This is a genomic window from uncultured Tessaracoccus sp. (assembly GCF_947255005.1).
Lineage (GTDB): Bacteria > Actinomycetota > Actinomycetes > Propionibacteriales > Propionibacteriaceae > Arachnia.
Map to the genome: position 1 here is coordinate 34555 of NZ_CAMYFI010000003.1, position 21466 is coordinate 56020.

Sequence of the window (21466 nt, forward strand, 5' to 3'; positions counted from 1 at the left end):
CCACCTGGCGTTGAGCCTGATCATCGAGTAGTAGCGAGATGCATTGCCGCTTTCAATGCGCCCGCTATATGGGCTGCTCAACCACCGAGAACAGCAGCTCCTTCACTACCGCCCTTCCGGCGCTTTTCAACCAGCCGCTGCGGCTACGATCAGGGCGTGCCGAATATGAATTTCCACTCCCGCAAATGGGTGAAGCCTGAAGATCTCAACGCCAACCAGAGCCTTTTCGGGGGCAGCTTGCTGCGTTGGATCGACGAGGAAGCCGCCATCTATGCCATCATCCAGCTGGGCAATGAGCGCACGGTCACGAAATTCATGAGCGAGATTAATTTCGTCTCCTCTGCCCGCGAAGGCGACATCATCGAAATGGGACTGGCCGTCGTGCACTGGGGCACCACCAGCCTCACCCTCAAAGCCGTGGTGCGCAACGTGTTCACCGGCGAGAAGATCATCACGATCGACAAAATAGTCATGGTGGCCCTCGACGAAAACGGCGAGCCCAAGCCACACGGTTACTCAACCGTCACCTACAAACGTGATCGCGTACCACGACGTTTCGTCACCCGCCGCGCCCACGACGCCGAGCCGCTCGAGGCCACCATCGACGAGGACCACTTCGTCGACTAACCGTCCCCCGCCCCGCCCAGCGCACCTGCGTCACGCTGCCGTTCGCAATCGGCACCCAATCCACGTCTCGATGCCCCCTCCCCTGCAACACGGCGAGCAGCACACGAAGCGTGTCCCCATGCGAGACGAGCGCGACGCGCTCGTCAGGCCCGTGCTCTTCGCGAAGTACGGCACACAACCCTTGGAGCCGACGATGCACGTCGCAGATCGACTCTCCCCCACCCCACGCCACCTCGGAAATGTGCTTCCCAGGTGGCGTTGGCTCTGGCTGTAGCTCACTCGCGAGCCTCCCTTCCAGCTCCCCCAAACCCTGCTCGCGCAAGAGCGCTGTGCAGCGCGGCGAAATGCCCAGCCGCTCGCCGATGATGCGCGCGGTCTGTTCGGCACGAAGCTGGTCGCTCGACCACAGCGCGACGATGCCCTCCCCAGCGAGCTCTTCCGCCGCCTGAGCGGCCTGCAACTCGCCGAGCGCGGTCAGCGGCACGTGCATCGCCTGACCCTGCAACCTCCCCTCCACGTTCCAGGTGGATTCACCGTGGCGAATCAAGTAGAGCTCCATGCTCGCCCAGCATACGGCGGGTGGCTAACCCGATATCCACATTCGTTTGCCAGTTCCTCGCAGATCAGGCCATTTCTCAAAACGAATGTGGATATCGGGTTAGCTCAGGCGGCGTAGCAGCACCCAGGCGCCGTGCTCCTAGCGATTGCGCTGGTACTGCTGCTGGTGACGTAGCGCAGCTCAGCTGCGCAGCCCGGCGAGGGCGCCGTCGATGATCGCCGCCAGCTTCGACGGGTTCGTCTTGGGCAGTTGGTGCGTAGCCCCGCGCACCACGTGAGCCGACACATGCGATGCGTTACTGGCGAACCGCTTGGCGTGCACGCGCATCTGGTCGAACTGCCCGTTCACGAGCACGACGGGGCATTGAACATCGCGCAGATTGGCCGGGCCACACTCATCGAACACCACGCGCCACCCGTCGGCGAGCGCTTGGTACGACTCCGGGCCGGGCAGATCACCCCTGTTGCCGATCAGTCGGTAGAAGGCGTTCGAGATGGTGGTCATGCGCTGCACCCCGAGGACGGAGATCAACCACAAAAACCCCTTGTAGCCGAGCGCGACAAGGCTCGACGGGTCGGCGGTGGTACCCACGAGCACGAGCGCGGCGAGATCGTCGCGGCCTTCGTCGGCGAGGTGGTTGGCATACAGCGCCGAGAAGTATCCGCCCAGACTGTGCCCCACCAGCACCACGGGCTGACCCGGTGCGGCTCGCGCGAAGGCTCCGTCGAAGGCAGCGACGACGTTGCTGCGGGTGCATCGTTGGTGTGCGGCATCGCCGTGACCGGGAAGGTCGATCGCGAGGATCTCCGCGTCGGGGAGAAGCGCGTCGTAGCCGTCCCACTCCGCCTTCGATTCGTGCGTGCCGTGCACCATCACGACAAGCGGTTTCACCATGCTGGCCATCCTACGCCGGCGTTCTAATTATCTCGGGAGAAGCAACCGGTGCTCGTCAGCCGCTGAGCGACAACCACGCCACCGCTTCAGCGTCGAGCGTTTCCGAGGCCCGGCACAGCGCGCGCGCCTGCGCCAGCCCGACCATGCCGCCGATCCGCGCCGCCGCCTCGCTCTCCCCCATGCCTGCCAGCCACAGCCACACCGGCACCAGATGCCGCTCGGCACCGTCGGGGTAGTCGGACATCACGCGCCCAAGCCCGAAACGCAGCAACCCGTCGTAGGCCACCTGGCCGAGCTTGAGGCCGACGAGTGAGTCCACTGTCGCGAGCCCTCGGCTGACCAGCGCCACCGCCGTGGCTACATCCGCGGTGGGCAGCACCGCTTCCGCTGCCGCGCGGGCGTCGTCGAGGCTTGCCAGCCCCATATCGACGGTGTGCGCGGCGGCGAGCGCTGCCCACAGCGTCGGCGTCTCGAGGGCTCGCGCAAGCCGGGGTGCCATATCGTCGGGGTCGGGTTCGCGGGTGAGCGTGGTGAGGTAGCACCACAGGTCGTCGGGCGCCCCGTTTCTGGCGCCGGCCACCAAATCGTCCCAATCACTGTGCCAGCCCACCTCGAGGCGCGAAATCCCCGCCATGTCGCCCACCTCGACGGTGTGCAGCCCCGGCTCCCCCGCGAGCTCGTGCCTATCGTCGTGAGCGACGGCGTCCACCCCCGTGACCACAGCGTCGGGCAGCCTAAGCATCAACTCATCGCCGTAGGGCACGTGCCTGCGGGCGGGCAACCAGTCGGGCTCGGGAGGAAGCTGGAACATGTCGCCGGCTAGCTGTTCGACCACCCACACCGACGTCTGCGGATGCCCCGGTGCCACCACGAGCGGCTCGGGAAACAGGCCCATGGATTCCAGATTCCCGACGGCAAACCCGCGGCGCTGCTGCGCGAAGACGGGGCCCTTGGCCGTCGGGGCAGTGATCTCCGCGCTGGCACCGCCCAGCCAGCCGATGAGATGGTGCCCGGAGGTCACCTTGGCCCGCGGCGCGGGGGCCATCGCGACGGTGTCGGCAGGCAGCACCGACACCTCAATGCGCGCGCGGTCACCGTCGTGGAGTTTCGCGACGAGCGCCAGCCCCGACGGATGCTCCCACCGTCGCCCGATCTCCGCGGGCACCTCACGCCACTCGTCGGGGACGAGCAGCTCGGCGTCGAGGCCGTGGACGCGAATCAATCTTCGCCCGCCTCCGGCAACACCGCCTGGATGACGGAGCCATCCGCGCGACGGTGCCCGACGACGGGGTGCGTGCCGTGCAACGTCGGCAGCTCAGGCCCTTGCCCATCCAGCACGACGGAGCTGACTTCACCCGGCTGCACCGTGACGGCTTTGCCGCGCACCGACAGTTCCACCGGGCCGCCCGCAACCACCTCGAAGGCGATGCTCGCCCTAGTCAGGTTGACCTTCATCTTCGATCCACGCACCTGTAACTGGAAGCTAAGCGACTGCCAGCCCTTCGGCAGACGGGGGTCGAAGGTGAGGTTGCCGCCGTGGTCGCGCAGGCCTCCGAAACCGTAGATCAGCGCGTTCCATACCCCGCCGGTGGACGCAATGTGCACGCCGTCGCGGGCGTTCGAGTGGAGGTCCGCGAGGTCGACGTAGAGGCCCGAGAGGAAGTAGTCCATGGCCATCTCTTGGTAGCCTACCTCGGCAGCCATCACCGACTGCACCACGCCCGACAGCGTCGAATCGCCCGTCGTGATCGGGTCGTAGTACTCGAAGTCGGAGCGCTTCTCCTCGTCGGTGAACTCGTCGCCTTGCAGGAACAGGGCGAGCACCGCGTCGGCTTGCTTCAGCACCTGGTAGCGGTAGATGACGAGCGGATGGAAGTGCAGGAGCAGCGGGCGCTTCTCGTCGGGAGTGTTCTCGAGGTCCCACATCTCCGATTGGAGGAATTTCTCGTCCTGTGGGTGGATGCCGAGGTTCTCGTCGTAGAGAATCACCATGCCATCCGCAGCGCGACGCCAGGAGTCGACCTCGTCTTGTGTGAACTCCAACGCCTCCGCCGCGCGCTCGAACGCAGCCTGGTCGGTGGCGGCCATCTCCTCGAGCAGCTGCACCGCGTTGCGCAGGTTCGCCCTCGCCATCACGTTGGTGAAGAAGTTGTTGTTCACGACGGCGGTGTACTCGTCGGGGCCCGTCACGCCGTGGATGTGGAAACGCTCGGTGCCGTCGGCGTCGGTGCGCCAAAAGCCGAGATCGGCCCACATGCGTGCGGTTTCCACAAGGACGGACACACCGTCGCGGTACAGGAACTGGCTGTCGCCGGTCATGGCCCCGTACTTGGTGAAGGCGTAGGCAACATCAGCGTCGATGTGGAACTGCGCCGTGCCAGCCGCGTAGTAGGCGGAAGCTTCCTCACCGTTGATGGTGCGCCACGGGAACAGCGCGCCGCGCAACGACATCACCGATGCGCGCTCACGCGCCTGCGGGAGCATGTTGACGCGCATGCGCAGGGCGTTCCTTGCGACGTTGGGGTTGGTGTAGATGAGGAACGGGACGAGATAGATCTCGGTGTCCCAGAAATAGTGCCCTTCGTAGCCAGAGCCGGTGACACCCTTAGCCGCGATGCCGAGTTGGTCGCTGCGGGCGGTGGCCTGCGCGAGCTGGAACAGGCACCAACGCACGGCCTGCTGGATGGCTGGGCGCCCGCCGATTTCGACATCGGAGTTGGCCCAAAACTCGTCGAGCCAGGCGCGCTGCTGTTGCTCGAAGTGCTCGAAACCGAGGTCGCGGACGCGGTCGAGGTTGCGGTTCGCGCGGTCGGCCAGTTCCGGCACGATGACGCCCCTGGACGTGTGGTAAGCCACTGCCTTCCGCAGCCGAACAGGGGTGCCCTGCTTGGCTTCGATGCGGAACACCGCCTTAGCGACGTCGGGGTCGATGTGTGTGTCGACCTCGAATGGGTTGTCCGTCTCGAAGTGGTGGTCGGCGCCGACGAGGCACGTCATCCCTGAATGCGCCGCGCGGAAGCCGAGCAGCATTCGGGTGTCTTCTGACCATTGCAGCTGCGGCTCCAGCACCCGCCAGCCAAAGCCCGAGGAGCGGCGAGGGTCGAACCCCTCCTTCGCTTCGGAAGGCGAGTAATAGTCGGAGCCACCGTCTTGGCGATTCACGATCTGGGAGCTCAGCACGATGGGCGCGTCGCCGTCGAGCATCTCCACTTCCAGATCGAACAGCGCGATGGAACGATCAGTGAACGACACCATCCGCGACGAGCGGATGCGCACCCGCTTACCCGCGGGCGTGCGCCAGATGATGTCGCGAGTGAGCCGACCGGCGCGGAAGTCAAGCGCGCGCTCGTAATACTCCAGGTCGGAGATGCTCAGCGTGAGGGGCTCGCCGTCGACATAAATCTTGATGACCTTCGCATCCGGGGCGTTGATGATGGTCTGGCCGGTTTCAGCAAACCCAAACGCGGCCTCGGCGTGGTGGATGGGCCAGGTTTCATGAAAGGCGTTGACGAAGGTGCCGTGCGCATACGACGGGCGACCCTCCCCCGGGTTGCCGCGCATGCCCAGGAACCCGTTGCCGATGGCGAATAGCGTTTCTGTGGTGCCGAGGTCGGCGGAGTTATATTCACGCTCGACGAAGCGCCACGGTTCGACCGGGAAGCGCGTGCGGTTCAGAGGATCGGTGCTAATTCCCCGGATCACAGCAGCTCCTCCAGGTCTTCCACGACGATGTCAGCGCCGGCCTGGCGCAACTCGTCGGGGCCGACCCCGCGGTTGACGCCGACGACGAGCGCGAAATCTCCCGCCGCGCCTGCTTGCACGCCGGAGATGGCATCCTCGAGCACGACGCAGCGGCGCTCGTTTGCCTGCACGAGCTCAGCGGCGTGCCGGAACATGTCGGGGGCCGGTTTGCCTGGGATGTGCTGGCGAGCGGCGACGTTGCCGTCGACGATCACCTTGAAGAAGTGGTCCATCTTCGCCGCCCGCAGCACGGCCGGGGCGTTCTTCGAGCTAGACACGACAGCCAGCTTGAGGCCTCGCTCGGCCAGGGCCTCGATGAGCCGCTTGGAGCCGGGGTACGGGGCGATGCCGTCGCGTTCGATGATGAGGTTGAATTGCTGGTTCTTGCGGTTACCCAAGCCGCAGACCGTGCGCGCGTCGGGTTCGTCGGAGGGGTCGCCGTCGGGGAGGATGATGCCGCGCGAGGCGAGGAAGTCGCGGACCCCGTCGTAGCGGGGCTTGCCGTCGACGTAACGGAAGTAGTCATCGTCGGTGTATCGAGGTTGGTCAGCGTCGAGGAATGCGTTGAACATTTCGTTCCACGCTCGCATGTGAATTTCAGCGGTGGGGGTGATAACCCCGTCGAGGTCGAACAGTGCAGCTTCGTGTGCGCTCCAATCCATACCGCAAGCCTAGTGGCTCCTCCCTGCAACCCGACCGGTTCGCCGTACCGTCTGGGGGGGGCGCCCGTCGCGCAGGCACGTGCAACCTGTGCGGCAACTGAGCGGATCAAGTGTCACCTGCCTCCCGACGGCGCCTCGTCGCAGCTAGGCAGGTGACACATGTTCCGGAACTGAGCCGCACAGGTTACGTCTGCCCGGCAGCAAGGGAGAACGGCGACCACTAGCCGGGGCCTGTGCCGATCAGCGGGGAGTCTTGCGACGCTGACAGCGCGGGCACCAGTACAGCTTGCGGCCTTCGAGCACCCGGGTGCGCACCTCAGAGCCGCACACCAGGCATGGCTGGCCGGCGCGCCGGTAGACGTATACCTCACCGCCATGCGCATCCACCCGCGGGGCCCGCTCTTGCGCCTCGGGCGAGTGCTCGGGCCGCACCGTATCGATACGCCCGACGACCACCGCCGCCTGCATCAACTCCACCAGGTCGGCCCACACCGCATCCCACGTTCGACGAGGCACCTCGCGCCCCGGCGTCGTCGGCGTGAGCCCCAGGCGAAACAGCACTTCCGCACGAAAAATGTTCCCGACACCCGCCGCTATCCGCTGGTCCATCAGCAGCGCGGCAAGCGACTTCCCTGAGCGGTGCAGTCGCGCAAACCCGACCTCGGGATCCGCGTCGTCCCGGATGGGGTCTGGGCCCGATTTCGCCAGCACGCCCAGGTACTGTTCCTCGTCGATGCGCCGGCACCATTGCGGTCCGTGTAGATCTGCGGCGGTGGTGTCGTCGGAGATGCGCAACCGCACCATCCCCTGCGGCGGTGCGACGGGGTGCAGCCGCAGCTTGCCGATGAGCCCCAGATGAATGTGTACGTACTGCGGCCCAGGCACGTCGAACTGCAGGAACAAGTGCTTGCCCACCGCTTCGGCGCGGATGAGCTCTGACCCGTCGAGGGCCGCTGCTTCGTCGGCGAATCGCCCCTGCGGGGAACTAACACGCACTTCGCGTCCGCCGAACGCGTCGGTGAAGTCGCGCGCCAGGCGATGGATGACGTGACCTTCGGGCATGGGTACCTCGAGCAACCAACCCAATATTCACACGCGTTCGCGAACGAGGCCCAAAACGGCCCCTATCAGCCAACGCGTGTGGATATTGGGTTAGCTCAGGCTTCGTATGCCCCAACGGCGTCGATGCGACGCTGGTGACGTTCGTCGCGGGAGAATGGGGTTTCGAGGAAGGCTCGCACGATCTGCCAGGCCTCTTCCTCCTCGTGGAACCGTCCTCCAATGGACAGCACGTTGGCGTTGTTGTGTTGACGCGAGAGCCGAGCAATCTCAGGGTTGTAAGCGAGCGCCGCGCGCACGCCCTTCACCTTGTTAGCGGCGATTTGCTCACCGTTTCCGGAGCCACCCAGCACGATGCCCAATTCGCCGGAAGCGGCTACCGCCTCAGCGCAGGGAATGATGAAGGTGGGGTAATCATCGAGGGCATCGTAGGTAGTGGCGCCGTGGTCGACCACCTCGTACCCCGCGTCTCGCAGACGCCCGGCGAGGTAGTTCTTCATCTCAAAAGCAGCATGGTCTGTAGCAATGTGTACGCGCATGGATCAACTATGGCATGCCCGAATCATGCCCACTGCACTAGGCTGGGCCTTATGTCCACAGCCAATATCACCCGCGACGAGGCTCGCGCACGCTCCGAGCTGGCCACCGCACGTTCGTATCAGGTGCATATCGACCTCACCGGACGCGACGTCGCCGATGCCGAGCGACAGTTCATCACCCACACCACCTTTTCATTCGATTCGAAGGACGGCGAGCTCCACGTCGACCTCATTGGCGACGAGGTGCGCCACGCCACGCTCGACGGCACGGCCGTCGATATCTCTCGCTTCGATGGCTACCGCCTCCCGCTCAGTGTCAGCGCGGGTGAGCACGTGCTGAAGGTCACCTCCGTGATGCGATACTCGCGCTCCGGCGAGGGTCTGCACCGCTTCGTTGACCCCACCGATAACCGCATCTATCTCTACTCGCAGTTCGAGGCGCCCGACGCTCGCCGCGTCTACGCCAACTTCGAGCAGCCTGATCAGAAGGCGACGTTCCAGTTCACCGTCGACGCACCGTCGCACTGGACGGTCTTCAGCAACGCCCCGGCGGCGCAGCCCGAGGAGATCGGCGACGGATTCTCACGCTGGACGCACGAGCCGACGAAGCCCCTCGCCACCTACATCACCGCGGTGGTGGCCGGCGAGTACCACGTCGTGTCCTCCACCATCCGCTCGGCGGCCGGCGAGGTGCCCGCACAGGTGGCCTGCCGCCAGTCGCTCGCGCAGTACCTCGACCACGAGCGCATCCTGGCAACCACGCAGCGTGGGTTCGAGGTGTTCGAAGAGACCTTCGGCGTCCCCTACGCCTTCGGCACCTACGACCAGATCTTCGTGCCCGAGTACAACTTCGGCGCCATGGAGAATGCCGGCTGCATCACGTTCCGCGACGAGTATCTCTACCGTTCGCGGGTGACGGCGCGTGAAATGGAGTCTCGCGACAACACGATCCTTCACGAGCTCGCCCACATGTGGTTCGGCGACCTCGTCACGATGCAGTGGTGGGACGACCTGTGGTTGAACGAGTCGTTTGCCGAGTGGGCGTCGCATTTCGCGCAGGTAGAAATCCAGAAGCGCCACGGCGGCGACGCCAACCCCTGGGTGACGTTCTCCAACGAGCGCAAAGCATGGGCCTACCGCCAGGATCAGTACCCCACCACGCATCCCATCGCCTCCGATTCCTCAGATATCGAGAAGGTGGAGCAGAACTTCGACGGCATCACCTACGCGAAGGGCGCGTCGGTGCTGAAGCTGCTCGTCAGCTTCGTCGGTCAGGAGGCGTTTATCGCCGGAGTGAGCGAGTACTTCAAGAAGCACGCCTTCGGTAACACGGTGCTGGGCGATCTCCTCGCCGAGCTCGAAGCCGCCTCGGGCAAGGACCTCTCATGGTTCACTTCACAGTGGCTAGAAACCTCGGGAGTCAACACCCTACGCGCCGACTTCGATGTCGACGACGAGGGCCGCTTCACTCGTTTCGAGATCGTGCAGAGCGCTCCCGAACAGTGGCCAACGCTGCGCACGCACCGCGTCGGCATCGGCCTGTACTCAAGCGATCAACGCAAGGAGTACGTCGAGGTTGACGTCCGCGACGAACGCACCCCAGTGGAGGCGCTCGTCGGCAAGCCGCGCGAAGAGGTGGTGCTCGTCAACGACGGCGACCTCACGTTCGCGAAGGTGCGCCTCGACGAGGCCACCCTCGCCGCGCTGCGCACGCCGCTGAGCGATCCGCTGGCTCGTGCCGTCAGCTGGACCGCGCTGTGGGACATGACTCGCGACGGCGAGTTGCCCTCGCGCGATTACATCGACCTAGTGCTCGCCGGGCTCCCTGTAGAGACGGACATGGCCGCCACCTCGACGCTGCTCAACCAGGCGCGTACCGCTGGGTCGGCGTACACGGCGCCGGAGCTGCGCGAGGATCTCAACCAGCATCTCGTCGCGGGTCTGGCCCGACTACTCCGCAACAGTGAACCGGGCTCCGACAAGCAGGTCCTATTCGCCAAGGCGCTGATCGCGAGCGTTGAATCCGACGACGCCGTCACTCTGATCGAGGGCTGGCTCGCCGGGGAAGAGGTGCCCGCTGGGCTCGACATCGACACGGCGATGCGCTGGTCGATTGTGAAGTCGCTGGCCAGCCTCGGCAAGATTTCCGCCGACGACATCGAGCGCGAGAAGGCGGAACACGACGACACCTCTGCCGGCGCCGAACAGGCCGCCGGTGCGCGTGCAGCGTTGCCGAGCGCAGAGGAGAAGGAGCTCGCGTGGAAGCGGGCCACCGATGAACCGGACATCCCGAATGAGACGCACCGCCAGGTGTGCGCGGGATTCTGGCAGTACGGCCAAGATATCGACTACACCGACCGCTACCTCGAGCTGTTGGACGTGGTGTCGAACCGTACCGGCTCGTGGGAGCAGCGCGGCTACGCGGCCATCGCTGCCGCGGTGAGGTGGCTGTTCCCGACGCCGGTCGCCACCCAGGAGGTCATCAACCGCATTCAGCAGTGGGTTGATGAGCATCAGCCCGCGCAGCAGGTGCTGCGTCTGGTGGTGGAACAGCTCGACGATGCGAAGCGCGCACTGCGAGCACAGGAAGCGAGCAAACGCTGAGTGACGAAACGCTGAACGACATGGCCCTGGGTGCAATGCCCTGGGCCATGTGCGTTACTCCGACTTGCCCCAGTCTTTGGCGAACACCAGCAGCGTGATGAGGGCACCGAAGGCCAGCGGCCCAATCACGAGCAGCATCCAGTAAAACAGCGCAGACAACGGCTCGGCTTCAGGCCAACCCGGAAGAGTTTCGAGGAGGATCATGGCTGCATCGTACCCGAAGAACGAAGCGCATACGCCCGTTGCTACGGGTTGCCAAGCTGTGCACGGTCCATGATTTTCTGTGAAAGGTGCCGTGCGGTTGCTGCTTGTCCGCCACCATGGTGCCTATGGACATCGAAGTCTTTGAGGTCGTCGACTTCCTCGCCCAGCATGCACCCTTTGACGCGCTTCCCGACGCCGATCGCGCCGCGCTGGCTCGCGGCATGCGCATGCAGTATTTCCGACGAGGCAGCGTTCTGCTCGCCTTTGATGCGGTGGCTCCGGGCCTGTTTCTCATCCGTTCGGGCGCCGTCGACCTCACCGACCGCGACGGGCTCCTCATCGACCGCAATGCCCCAGGCGATACCTTCGGCTCGTTGTCGGTGATGGGTGGGCAGCCGTCGACGTACTCCGCCACGGCCATCGAAGACACCCTGGCGTTGATCCTGCCCGGCGAGCAATTCGTCGAGCTATTCCAAGCCCATCAGCAGGTGGCCGATCACTTCACCCCGCGCCAACGTGGCCGGCTTCGCCGCGCCACGGAGGCCCTCCTCACCGGCGTCTCCCCCATCGTGACGCTGCGCGCGAAGGATCTCATCACGCGGCCACCCGTCACGGCTCCGCCCACGATCAGCATCCAAGAGGCAGCGCAGACGATGACCTCAGCGCGCGTCTCGGCGCTGCTCCTCACCGACGAGCGCCAGCGCCTGCGCGGCATCGTCACCGACCGTGATCTTCGCTCCCGCGTCGTGCTCACCGGCACCGATGTCTGCCAGCCCATCGAGACCGTCATGACCACCCGCCCAGCCACTGTCGCACCCGATGCGAAAGCCTTCGAGCTGCTCATGGTGATGACCCAACAGCACGTGCACCATCTGCCCGTGATCCGCGACGGCGAGGTGCTCGGGCTGGTTTCGGCGGGCGACATCATGCGCCTGGAGACCTCCAACCCGGTGTATCTCGTTGGCGATATTTCCAAACAAACCACCGTCGATGGGCTCACTGACGTCACCGACCGCCGAACAAGGCTGGCGGCACAACTCCTTGCCAGGGGCGCAACAGCCGACGAGATCTCCGCCGTGCTGACCACCGTCGCCGATGCAGCAACCACCAGGCTCATCGAGCTGGCAGAAGATGAGCTCGGCCCCGCCCCGCATGCGTGGTGCTGGGTGAGCCTCGGGTCGCAAGCGCGTCGGGAGCTGGCGCTGGGGTCGGATCAAGACCACGCCATCATCGTCGCTGATACCGCTACCGATCTCGACTGGTACCGTGCCCTCGCCGAGCGCGTCACCGCCGGGTTGGAGCGTTGCGGCTACCCTCGTTGCCCCGGCAACACCATGGCAACCCGCTGGTGCATGCCGCTCGATGAGTGGAAGCAGCAGATGCGGGAATGGGTATTACAACCCACCTCGGAGGCCGTGCTGCACTCGCAGATCTTCTTCGATATGCATCCGGTGCACGGTGACGAGGCCCTCTACACCGCGCTGCGGGAGGTTGTGTGGCCGCAGGCCGCGGCGTCGAAACGTTTCCTGGGGCATCTCGCGACGATGGCTGTGCGTCGCGAGCCTCCCCTGGGGTTCTTTCGAGGATTCGTGGTGGAACGTTCCGGCCAGCACGCGGATCGACTCGACATCAAGACGGGCGGCATCCACGCTGTGATCGAGCTGGTGCGTGTGTTGGCCTTGGCGCAGGGGATCACTGCCACCACCACGCTCGCCCGCATCGAGGCCATCCAAGCAGCCAGCCAGCTCAGCGTCGACCATGCCACCGAGCTCACCGACGCCTTCTGCTTCATGCAGTTGCTCCGTCTGCGCCGCCACATCGAGCTAGCCACGCGCGACGAGCAGCCCGATAATTTCATCGCGCCCGACGCGCTCACCCCCGCCGAGCGCCGTAACCTGCGCGAAGCGTTCGCCGTCGTGAAACAGGCCCAGCAAACCCTTGCCTACCAGTTCCACACCCACCTGATGCAGTGACATGGAGCTGAATCTCTTCCGCAGGTCCCCCGACGCGAGACGTCGCCGTCGCCTCGCCCGAACCCCCGAGGGTCCGGTGCGGGATTTCCTCTCTACGCCATTCCCGACGGCGGACCTCCCGCTGGCAGCCCTACCGCTGCTGGCCATCGATCTGGAAACCACCGGTCTGCACCCCGTCGATGACCGCGTCCTCAGCATCGGGTTCGTCCCCGTCGACGGCCAGGCGATCACCCTGGGTGGCGCGCAACACGTGGTGATACGCCGCGACGAGGCGACGTCGGTAGGAGCCTCCGCCACGCTCCACGGCATCACCGACGATGCCCTCACCGCCGGCGTCAGCCTGCGGGAAGCGCTCACCATCATCCTCGCGGCGCTTCAAGGTCGGGTGCTGCTCGCTCACTACGCTCGGATGGAGGTGGAGTTCATCACTCGGGCTTGTCAACAGGTGTTTGGCGCTGCGCCGGTGTTCGCCGTCGCGGACACGATGCAACTCGGCCACGACCTCGTGCTGCACCAACAGGCGGCCGTGCCGCGCGGTTCGTTGCGGCTGTGGGCGTTGCGCGGACGCTTCGGGCTGCCTACGTATAAGGCCCATCATGCGTTGGCGGATGCGCTCGCGTGCGCGGAGCTCTACCTCGCGCTGATTGCGGAACTCGGGCTCTCACGTACACGTCAGGTGCTGTGCTGACCGGTCAGCTGGCGGCTAGCACCTCGTCAACCCACTTCGGCACCTCCACCGACGCCAGGCCCTGGCGAACGTCGTGGAAGTAACTGAACACTCGCGACGCGTCGAGATTCAACTCGACGGTGTGGGCGCCCACACTAATCGCGTATTGCACGAACGCAGCAGCGGGATACACCTCCCCTGAGGTGCCGATGGCAGCGAACAGCGTACAGCTCTCGAGCTCGTTGCTGATGCGATCCATCTCGTAGGGCACCTCACCAAACCAGACCACGTCGGGGCGCAGCCTCCCCCGTGCCCCGCAGGCAGGACACGAGGTGCGTTCGACGATGTCGTCGCGGGTACGCGTGCGCTCGCCGCGAGCCAGGCACCATTGGCTGAGCAACTCGCCGTGCATGTGCACGACATCGGTGGCACCGGCGCGTTCGTGCAGGTCATCAATGTTTTGCGTGACAATGAACACCTCGCCTGGAAGTTCGCGCTGCAGCCGCGCGAGCGCCTCGTGGGCGGCATTCGGTCGTACCGCATCCGAGCACAGCTGACGGCGGCGCTGATTGTAGAACTCGTTCACCAACACGGGATCCGCCTCAAACCCTTCGGGAGTAGCCACGTCAGCGATGTCGTGGTTCTCCCACAGCCCGTTCGCGTCGCGAAAGGTACTGATGCCTGACTCCGCCGAAATGCCTGCACCGGTGAGAATGACGATCCGTGCCATGCCTTCATCCTGGCACGGATCACGCCACCAGGTGCCGCTCCAACGATTCCCGATCCGGCAACGCACACGGACGGAATTCTGCGTCCGTACACACCACGACGGTGCGCCCGCGCGCCAACAAGGTTCCATCCGGCGAGCACACCTCAGCGGCCGATGTCAGCGAGGTGCGCCCAAGATGGGTGAGCGCTGTGTGCACGGTAAGTGGCTCGAAGCTGTGGTGAATCTGAGCCAGGTAGTCGACATCTTGCCGAACAACGAGCCAGTAATACTCGGCCTCGCCGCTGCCAGGGCGAGCCAACGTCGGGCTCCACCGTGGTGATACCTCGATGCGCGCCTGCTGCAAGTACTCGAACACGAGCATGTTGTTGACGTGTCCGTAGCGGTCGAGGTCGGTCCACCTGGTGTGGTGTCGCGTCGCGATGCCACGCCCGGCGATGGCCGGTGCCGTGAGCTCCGGAAACGGCTCCCACGAAGCCCGGTGCTGTTCAAAGTAGGCGCGCATATCCGGGGTGAGGCGCACGGGGCGCTGCTCATCGAAATCAAACGACGCCAGTACGGTACGTGCCTCGGCGACCACTTCGTCGAATTGTCGAAGCAGGTAGCCAATCTGCACGCGTGCCGCGCCGACGTCGGTGATGACGAGCTCGACGTCGAGCGGCTCGGGTGAGTACTCAACTGACCGTCGGAACATCACCTGCTGCCCCACGACCACCACGCCATGTTCGAGAATGCCGGAGTCGCGCAACAGGTGCACGCGCGCCTCCTGCAGATAGTCGACGATGCGCGCGTTGTTCACGTGACGCTGCGCATCCATGTCCGACCAGCGCAGTTGGATGGGCGCGTGCACGCTCAGTCTTCCTTCGGGTACAGCCCGTCGACGATATCTTGGTATTCCTGCGCGACGATGCTTCGTCGAATCTTCATGTTCGCCGTGGTTCCACCGTTTTCGACGGTGAGTTCGTGGTCGAGGATGGCGAACTTCTTCACCGTCTCCCAGTGCTCCAAGCGCGCGTTGGCCTTCGCCATCTGCTTCTCCACCGACGCATAAATCTCGGGGCGCTGCGTGAGCTCTGCGTAGCTCAGCCCACCCATTCCGCGCTTGTCCGCCCAGGCGCGCAGCAGGGCAGGCTCCATGACGACCAGCGCCGTCACATACTTACGCCCCTCACCCACCGCGATGGCCTGCGACACGTACGGGATGTTCGTGGTGATCGCTGCCTCGACCTTCTGTGGCGCGACGTACTTACCGCCGGAAGTCTTGAAGAGGTCCTTCTTACGGTCGGTGATGCGCACGCGCCCAGTCTCGTCGATCTCCGCGATATCGCCGGTGTGATACCAGCCGTCCGCTTCGAGCACCTCGGCAGTCTTCTCAGGGAGATTGTGGTACCCGTCGAACAGCGACGGCCCGCGCAGCAGGAGTTCGCCGTCCTCCGCAAGCCGCGTCTCCACGCGCGGCAGAGGCAGCCCGACGGTGCCTAGTCGTGGATCGTTCGGGTCATCCACGGTGGCGATGGCTGAGGTTTCTGTCGAGCCGTAGCCCTCGATGATGCGGATGCCAGCCGATTCAAACCAGCTCTGCACCTGCGGGTTCAGCTTTGCGGAGCCGGAGATCATGTATCGGATATTTCCGCCGAGGCGTTCCTTGAGTTTGGAATAGACCAGCTTGTCAGCCAGCGAATGCTTCCACTTCAGCAGGCCCTTCAATTCGCCCTTCTCGCGCGCCGCCATGGCATCGCGGCCGACGGCGAAGGCCCAGTGCGAAATACGGCCCTTAATTCCCTTGCCGGTGATCACGGCGGCGCGCACCTTCTCGAAGATACGCGGCACGCCGCACATGACGTCGGGTTTGGTGTCCTGCAGTCCGTCGACGATGCGGTCGATCCGCCCGTCAACAGCATTGTGAATGTTGTAGGCCATAGAGCACGCGAGCAACGTCTTGCCGAAGACGTGGCTGAGTGGGAGCCACAGATACATAGTGCTTTCGTGAGGCAGCAGACGCCGTTCCATGGAACCGACGGCTTCCGCCAACCAGCAGCGGTGCGGCAGGCGCACGCCCTTGGGGCGTCCGGTCGTGCCGGAGGTGTAGATCAATGTGGAGAGGTCGCTGATCTTCACGGTGGCCAGCACGTCGTCAACGGCGGTGGGCTGCTCGGCGAGTAGCTTGCGGCCGGCTTCCCGCAGTTGGGCGTAGCTGATCACGCGCTCATCGAGAGTGACCCCCTCGGTGTCCAGCATCACTACGGTGTGCACCTGCTGGGTGATGGCGTCGTCGTGCAGCACTTTCTCGAGATGCGTGGCGTTCTCAGCGACGAGGATCTTCGAGTCGGAGTCGGTGATGATGTACCGCATCTCGTCTTCGCCCGTGTTGGGGTAGATCGTCGTCGTCGCGGCGGCTGAGCAGGAAATCGCGAAATCGATGAAAATCCACTCGAGACGGGTGGACGAGCAGATGGAGATGCGCTCCTCGGGCTTGATGCCGCGCGCCAAGAAACCGGCGGCGAGCTCGTCGACGATGACGCGTGACTGCGCCCACGTATATTTCGTCCACGTGGTCGGGCCCTCCGCAGCGTAGTCGGGGCAACTAAACGCCAAGGAATCCGGGCTCTCCGCTACACGCCAGCGAAAGTAGTCACCGAAACTCTTGGAGACGCGCTCCAATTCGTCCGAGTAGGTGGTCATCAATTCCTCCTGCGAAATGCTCACCTGGCAGCCTATACGACCATCACTGGGCGACTTGGGACATTAATCCGCCCCAGCCTGCTTCTGCGGCCTACCCACCGCATAGTATGGGCGTCCATGAGCACCCCCCAGCGTGGCTGGCTGACAGAAGATCAGCAAAAAATTTGGCGAAGTTCGCTCCTTGCCAAGACCAGGATGAGCGAATATCTCGACCACGTACTCAGACAGTACGGGCTGAGTCTCGACGAATACGAGCTGCTCGTGCGCCTGTCCGAAGCCCCCGACACGACATTGCGCATGGGCGAGCTCGCCGAGAGCGTGCGCCACTCCCGTTCCCGCCTCACACACACCATCGCCAGGATGGAGAAACGCAACCTCGTCCGCCGTGAACCAACCGTCAGCGACGGGCGCGGCGTCCAGGCGATACTCACCGACGAAGGTCTCCGCGTGCTACGCGAGGCCGCGCCTCACCACGTCGACTCCGTGCGCGAAGTGCTCATCGACGCCGTTTCCCCCGAAGACTTGGAGGCGCTCGGACGATGCATGGAAGCGATCCTCAAGGTCGCGGACGAGGCAACCGGCAAGCGGTAAGGCGTGGTTGGATGGGGTGCGTGCCCAACCTAGATTCTTCGCCGCTCACGCGTGCGCTCTACACCTCCGACGGGTCCCTCTACCGAGTTGAGCCCACCGCTGTGGCGACGCCACGAACCACGGCGGAGCTGATAGAAACGGTGCGTTGGGGGCTCCGCGAACAGTTACCCATCACCGTGCGCGGTGCGGGTACCTCGTGCGCCGGCAACGCCGTCGGGACTGGGTTGATCATCGACGTGTCGCGCCACCTCACCCACATCCACGCCATCAACGCGGATGCCCGCACCGCCGTGATCGAGCCTGGCGTCGTGCAAGACCAGCTGCAGCGGGAGGCCGCCCCCTACGGGCTGCGCCTCGGTCCCGACCCGTCCACGTCGTCGCGATGCACCGTGGGCGGCATGATCGGCAACAACGCCTGCGGACCTCGCGCGCTGGGGTATGGGCGCATGGCCGACAACGTCGTCGAACTGGAAATCATCGACGGCACCGGCGAACTGCGCACGCTGGGCCGCGACGAGTTCCCCGAACTCAAGGCCCTCGTGGCAGCTAATTTGGGTGTGATCCGCACCGAGTTCGGCCGGTTCACGCGGCAGGTCTCTGGCTATTCGATGGAGCACCTGCTGCCCGAGCACCGCTTCGACGTCGCGAAGTTCTTCGCCGGCACCGAGGGCACGCTCGGTGTGATCACGAAGGCGACGGTGAAGCTCGTCGCGGATACGCCGCACAAGCTGATGGTTGCCCTCGGCTACCCCACCATGGCGGACGCTGGTGACGACATCGCCAATCTGCTCCAATTCTCCCCCACCGCGTGCGAGGGTCTCGACCGACGCATCGTCGACGTGGTCATCCGCCAGAAGGGCCCCGACGCGGTGGGCGCGCTGCCCACAGGCGACGGCTGGATGCTGCTCGAACTCACCGACGACGACCCTGCCGCGCTGCAAACCCGGGCGCAGCAGCTCCTGGGCACGGCCCGCGCCTGCGACGGCTGGATCGTCGACAACCCCGGCGAGGCTGCCCGGCTGTGGCAGATCCGCGCCGACGGTGCGGGCCTGGCGGGAGTGTCGTTGGAGAAGCCCGCCTACCCCGGTTGGGAGGATTCCGCGGTGCCTCCGGAGCATCTCGGTGACTACCTGCGGGCGTTCGACGCGTGCCTTGAGCGGCACGGTTTGCAGGGCCTTCCCTACGGGCACTTCGGCGACGGATGCGTGCACTGCCGCATCGACTTCCCGCTCGACGAGCCCGATGGCCCGGAGCGCTACCGCGCGTTCGTTGAGGAGGCCGCGCAGATCGTCGCGGGTTTCGGTGGCTCGATGAGCGGCGAGCACGGCGACGGCCGAGCTCGCTCGGCGCTGCTGAAGTACATGTACTCCGACGAGGCGCTCGAGCTGTTTGCGCAGGTCAAGCATCTGTTCGATCCACAGAATCTGCTGAACCCCGGCATCCTCGTCGACCCAGTGCCGGTGGAGGCCGACGCTCGCATGGTGGCGGCGGCCTCGTCGCCTCTGAACCTGAGCGACCCGGAGTTCGTGCGGGAAGTGCACCAGTGCACGGGCGTTGGAAAGTGCCTTGCCGACAATGCGCCGTCGGGTGGGGTGATGTGCCCGAGTTTCCACGCCACGCGCGAGCAGAAGGATTCGACGCGCGGCCGCGCGCGAGTGCTGCAGGAGATGGTGAACGGGTCGATCATCACGCAGGGTTGGCGCTCGCCTGAGGTTGCCGAGGCGCTGGATTTGTGCTTGTCATGCAAGGGTTGCGCGCGCGACTGCCCAACCGGCATCGACATGGCGGCGTATAAGGCGCGGGTCACACACGAGCGGTACAAGGGCAGGCTCCGACCGCGCAATCACTACGCGCTGGGCTGGCTGCCACGGTGGGGGCGTCTGATCACGTCGGTGCCCGGCCTGGGGCGTGTGGTGAACGCTATCGGCGCGGCACCCGTCGTGGGGAACGCGTTGAAGTGGGCCGCGGGCGTGGACGGGCGGCGGCAGATTCCGCGGTTCGCGAAGCGGCGCGCCACGTCGGCGCTGGAGGAGGCCTCGTCGCCACAATCACGTGCTGACAAGGGGCGGGTGCTGCTGTGGGTGGACTCCTTCACCAACTGCTTCGAGTCGAACACCTTCGCCGCGATGGTGCAGGTGCTGAGCCAGCTGGGCTACGAACCCACCGTGCTCGACCGCACTGCGTGTTGCGGGCTCACCTGGATCTCCACAGGGCAGCTCGACGGTGCTCGCACTCAGTTGCGTAAGGCGGCAGCGGTGCTCGCGCCGTACGTCGCGGATGGCACCCCCATCATCGGCGTGGAGCCAAGCTGCACGGCGGTGTGGCGCGGGGATGCGTCTGATCTGTTGCCGGACGACGAGAATGTGGCGGCGCTTCGGGGCAAGGTGCGGACGCTGGCTGAATTCCTTGCCGACGATCCTGACTTCACTCCCCCGGACCTCTCCGGCCACACCATCGTCGCGCAGCCGCACTGCCACCATGCATCGGTGATCGGCTGGCGCGAGGATCGCAAGCTGCTGGAGGCAACTGGCGCGGAGCTGGTCGTCGTCGGCGGGTGCTGCGGATTGGCCGGCAACTTCGGCGTCGAGCGCGGCCACCACGAGGTGAGCGTGAAGGTGTACGAGTCGAACCTGCAGCCCGCGCTCGAAAGCAACCCCGACGCGATTGTCCTCGCCGACGGATTCTCCTGCCAAACCCAGATGCGTTCCCTCTCGAACCGCGACTCGATGTCGCTCGCCGAGCTCCTCGCCACGCACTGACGCGCTGGCGCGCCGAGTCGGAATATCTCCGCCACAAGGACCCTGCGCCGCACATGTATATTGCCTGTCTATCTAGTGTGTGTTACGCTCTAGTCATGGAAGAAATCCAGTGGCCAGCCGACTGGCAGCGCGGCATTCTCGAGCTGTGCGTGCTGCGCATCATCGGCGATGGCCCCACCTATGGCTACGACATTGCCTCGAGGCTGGCCGACGCCGGGCTGGGCGAGGTCAAGGGCGGGACGCTGTACCCGCTGCTCAAGCGTCTGGAGCAGGGCGGGCTGGTCGTCGTTGAGTGGCGCCCGGGTGAGGGCGGGCCCGGGCGCAAGTTCTACGAGCTCAACGAGCTGGGCCGCGCGCGACGAGACGAACTCGCCGACGTCTGGCGGCGCTTCTCCGCTGCCGTCACCAACCACGTCTCCCCCATCGGAAAGGACCACTGACATGGCCGATCACTCCTTCGAGCAGCGTCTGGCTCCGCACGTCGACCCTGCCTGGAGCGAGGCGTTCATCCTCGCAGCGCGCCTGCGCGGCGTGCTCGGGACCGTCATCGGCGACGCGCTGGCCGAGGTGGACGCGCACGTCGTCGATTCCGGGCAGAGCGCCGAGGAGGCTTTCGGAGACCCGAAGGCCTACGCGCACCATTTCCCCGCAGACGCGGCAGCCGGGACCGGCTCTGCAAAGGTGATTCTCCCGCCCGCGCTGCAGGTCTTCGGCATGCTCGCTGTGCTGCAGGCGGTGTGGCCACTGCGGCACGGCGACGGGGTACAGCTCACCGTCGGATTGCTCGTCATGGCAGCGCTGCTGGTCGCCGCATTCGTGACGTTGGCCACGTGGCCGACGCCCATCCTGCGCGTAGCGACCAGCCGGCCGGTCGTCGGAGTTGCTTGGGCTGCAGCGTTCTTCGTGGCGTGCATCGGAGCCGGCTTCATCCCTGGGACACTCGCCGCCGTATCCGGGTGGTGGGTGCTGGGCATTGGGATCGCCCTGCTGGCCATCGGGGTGATGCTCGGCATCGAGCGCGCAATGCGCGGCGTCGACGCCGATCCCATCGTCCGCCCCACCGAGATCACCAAGCCTGCCAACCTGCTGGGCTCCATGGCGCCCAACCTCGTCGTGCCCGTCGTGACCGCCGTCCTTGCAGCCATCCAGCTCGCGTTCTGACATCTTGACCCGGCCAA

At 65.3% G+C, this 21466-nt stretch carries 19 protein-coding genes; 8 read left to right on the top strand and 11 right to left on the bottom strand.

Translation table 11 applies throughout. From position 1 onward, the window contains the following. Positions 1–165: 165 nt before the first annotated feature. Positions 166–627: an acyl-CoA thioesterase gene (locus Q0X61_RS01380; protein ID WP_297739686.1), complete on the top strand. Its 462-nt coding sequence runs from the start codon at positions 166–168 to the stop codon at positions 625–627. Here Q0X61_RS01380 and Q0X61_RS01385 read toward each other — a convergent pair. The 7 genes from Q0X61_RS01385 to Q0X61_RS01415 form a co-directional block, all read right to left on the bottom strand. Continuing rightward, a complete protein-coding gene (locus Q0X61_RS01385) occupies positions 560–1186 on the bottom strand; it encodes a histidine phosphatase family protein (RefSeq protein WP_297739597.1) in 627 nt (208 codons plus the stop codon). The genes Q0X61_RS01380 and Q0X61_RS01385 overlap by 68 nt on opposite strands. Before the next feature lie 180 nt (positions 1187–1366). Then, positions 1367–2080 (bottom strand): alpha/beta fold hydrolase, encoded by a 714-nt coding sequence (locus Q0X61_RS01390; RefSeq protein ID WP_297739599.1) that lies wholly within the window; start codon positions 2078–2080, stop codon positions 1367–1369. Between the two features lie 55 nt (positions 2081–2135). Continuing rightward, complete coding sequence (locus Q0X61_RS01395) at positions 2136–3302, bottom strand: hypothetical protein (RefSeq protein ID WP_297739601.1); 1167 nt, start codon at positions 3300–3302, stop codon at positions 2136–2138. Then, on the bottom strand, positions 3299–5779 hold the full coding sequence (locus Q0X61_RS01400) for a glycoside hydrolase family 65 protein (protein WP_297739688.1): 2481 nt from the start codon (positions 5777–5779) through the stop codon (positions 3299–3301). The genes Q0X61_RS01395 and Q0X61_RS01400 overlap by 4 nt, the downstream gene beginning before the upstream one ends. Beyond that, on the bottom strand, positions 5779–6483 hold the full coding sequence (locus Q0X61_RS01405; RefSeq protein WP_297739603.1) for an HAD family phosphatase: 705 nt from the start codon (positions 6481–6483) through the stop codon (positions 5779–5781). The genes Q0X61_RS01400 and Q0X61_RS01405 overlap by 1 nt, the downstream gene beginning before the upstream one ends. Positions 6484–6723: 240 nt before the next feature. Then, complete coding sequence (locus tag Q0X61_RS01410) at positions 6724–7545, bottom strand: Fpg/Nei family DNA glycosylase (RefSeq protein WP_297739605.1); 822 nt, start codon at positions 7543–7545, stop codon at positions 6724–6726. 95 nt (positions 7546–7640) lie between these two features. Beyond that, positions 7641–8081: a ribose-5-phosphate isomerase gene (locus Q0X61_RS01415; protein ID WP_297739607.1), complete on the bottom strand. Its 441-nt coding sequence runs from the start codon at positions 8079–8081 to the stop codon at positions 7641–7643. Positions 8082–8132: 51 nt separating this feature from the next. Between Q0X61_RS01415 and pepN the strand changes: the two genes are divergently transcribed. Beyond that, positions 8133–10685 (top strand): aminopeptidase N, encoded by a 2553-nt coding sequence (gene pepN / locus Q0X61_RS01420; RefSeq protein WP_297739609.1) that lies wholly within the window; start codon positions 8133–8135, stop codon positions 10683–10685. Between the two features lie 54 nt (positions 10686–10739). On the opposite strand, the gene Q0X61_RS01425 is transcribed toward pepN, so the two are convergent. Then, positions 10740–10889: a hypothetical protein gene (locus tag Q0X61_RS01425; protein ID WP_297739611.1), complete on the bottom strand. Its 150-nt coding sequence runs from the start codon at positions 10887–10889 to the stop codon at positions 10740–10742. Between the two features lie 125 nt (positions 10890–11014). Here Q0X61_RS01425 and Q0X61_RS01430 point away from each other — a divergent pair, with 125 nt between their 5' ends. Further along, positions 11015–12862, top strand: coding sequence for a putative nucleotidyltransferase substrate binding domain-containing protein (locus Q0X61_RS01430; RefSeq protein ID WP_297739613.1), 1848 nt, complete (start codon positions 11015–11017; stop codon positions 12860–12862). A gap of 1 nt (position 12863) precedes the next feature. Continuing rightward, positions 12864–13550: an exonuclease domain-containing protein gene (locus Q0X61_RS01435; protein ID WP_297739615.1), complete on the top strand. Its 687-nt coding sequence runs from the start codon at positions 12864–12866 to the stop codon at positions 13548–13550. A 4-nt stretch (positions 13551–13554) separates the two neighbouring features. Here Q0X61_RS01435 and Q0X61_RS01440 read toward each other — a convergent pair whose 3' ends face one another. From Q0X61_RS01440 to Q0X61_RS01450, 3 genes are read right to left on the bottom strand one after another with little or no spacing between them, the layout of a single operon-like run. Continuing rightward, complete coding sequence (locus tag Q0X61_RS01440) at positions 13555–14259, bottom strand: NAD-dependent deacylase (RefSeq protein WP_297739617.1); 705 nt, start codon at positions 14257–14259, stop codon at positions 13555–13557. 19 nt (positions 14260–14278) lie between these two features. Continuing rightward, positions 14279–15106: a thioesterase family protein gene (locus Q0X61_RS01445; protein ID WP_297739619.1), complete on the bottom strand. Its 828-nt coding sequence runs from the start codon at positions 15104–15106 to the stop codon at positions 14279–14281. Positions 15107–15108: 2 nt separating this feature from the next. Then, a complete protein-coding gene (locus Q0X61_RS01450; protein ID WP_297739621.1) occupies positions 15109–16962 on the bottom strand; it encodes a long-chain fatty acid--CoA ligase in 1854 nt (617 codons plus the stop codon). Between the two features lie 93 nt (positions 16963–17055). On the opposite strand from Q0X61_RS01450, the gene Q0X61_RS01455 reads away from it, so the two are divergent. From Q0X61_RS01455 to Q0X61_RS01470, 4 genes are all read left to right on the top strand, one after another. Then, positions 17056–17529 carry a MarR family winged helix-turn-helix transcriptional regulator gene (locus tag Q0X61_RS01455; RefSeq protein ID WP_297739623.1) on the top strand — a complete coding sequence of 158 codons (474 nt, stop codon included), beginning with the start codon at positions 17056–17058 and terminating at the stop codon, positions 17527–17529. Positions 17530–17540: 11 nt separating this feature from the next. Further along, the gene (locus Q0X61_RS01460) at positions 17541–20288 is read left to right on the top strand and encodes an FAD-binding and (Fe-S)-binding domain-containing protein (RefSeq protein ID WP_297739625.1); all 2748 of its coding nucleotides are present in this window, start codon (positions 17541–17543) and stop codon (positions 20286–20288) included. Between the two features lie 95 nt (positions 20289–20383). Beyond that, the gene (locus Q0X61_RS01465; protein ID WP_297739627.1) at positions 20384–20728 is read left to right on the top strand and encodes a PadR family transcriptional regulator; all 345 of its coding nucleotides are present in this window, start codon (positions 20384–20386) and stop codon (positions 20726–20728) included. Between the two features lies 1 nt (position 20729). After that, a complete protein-coding gene (locus tag Q0X61_RS01470; RefSeq protein ID WP_297739628.1) occupies positions 20730–21449 on the top strand; it encodes a hypothetical protein in 720 nt (239 codons plus the stop codon). Positions 21450–21466 lie beyond the last annotated feature (17 nt).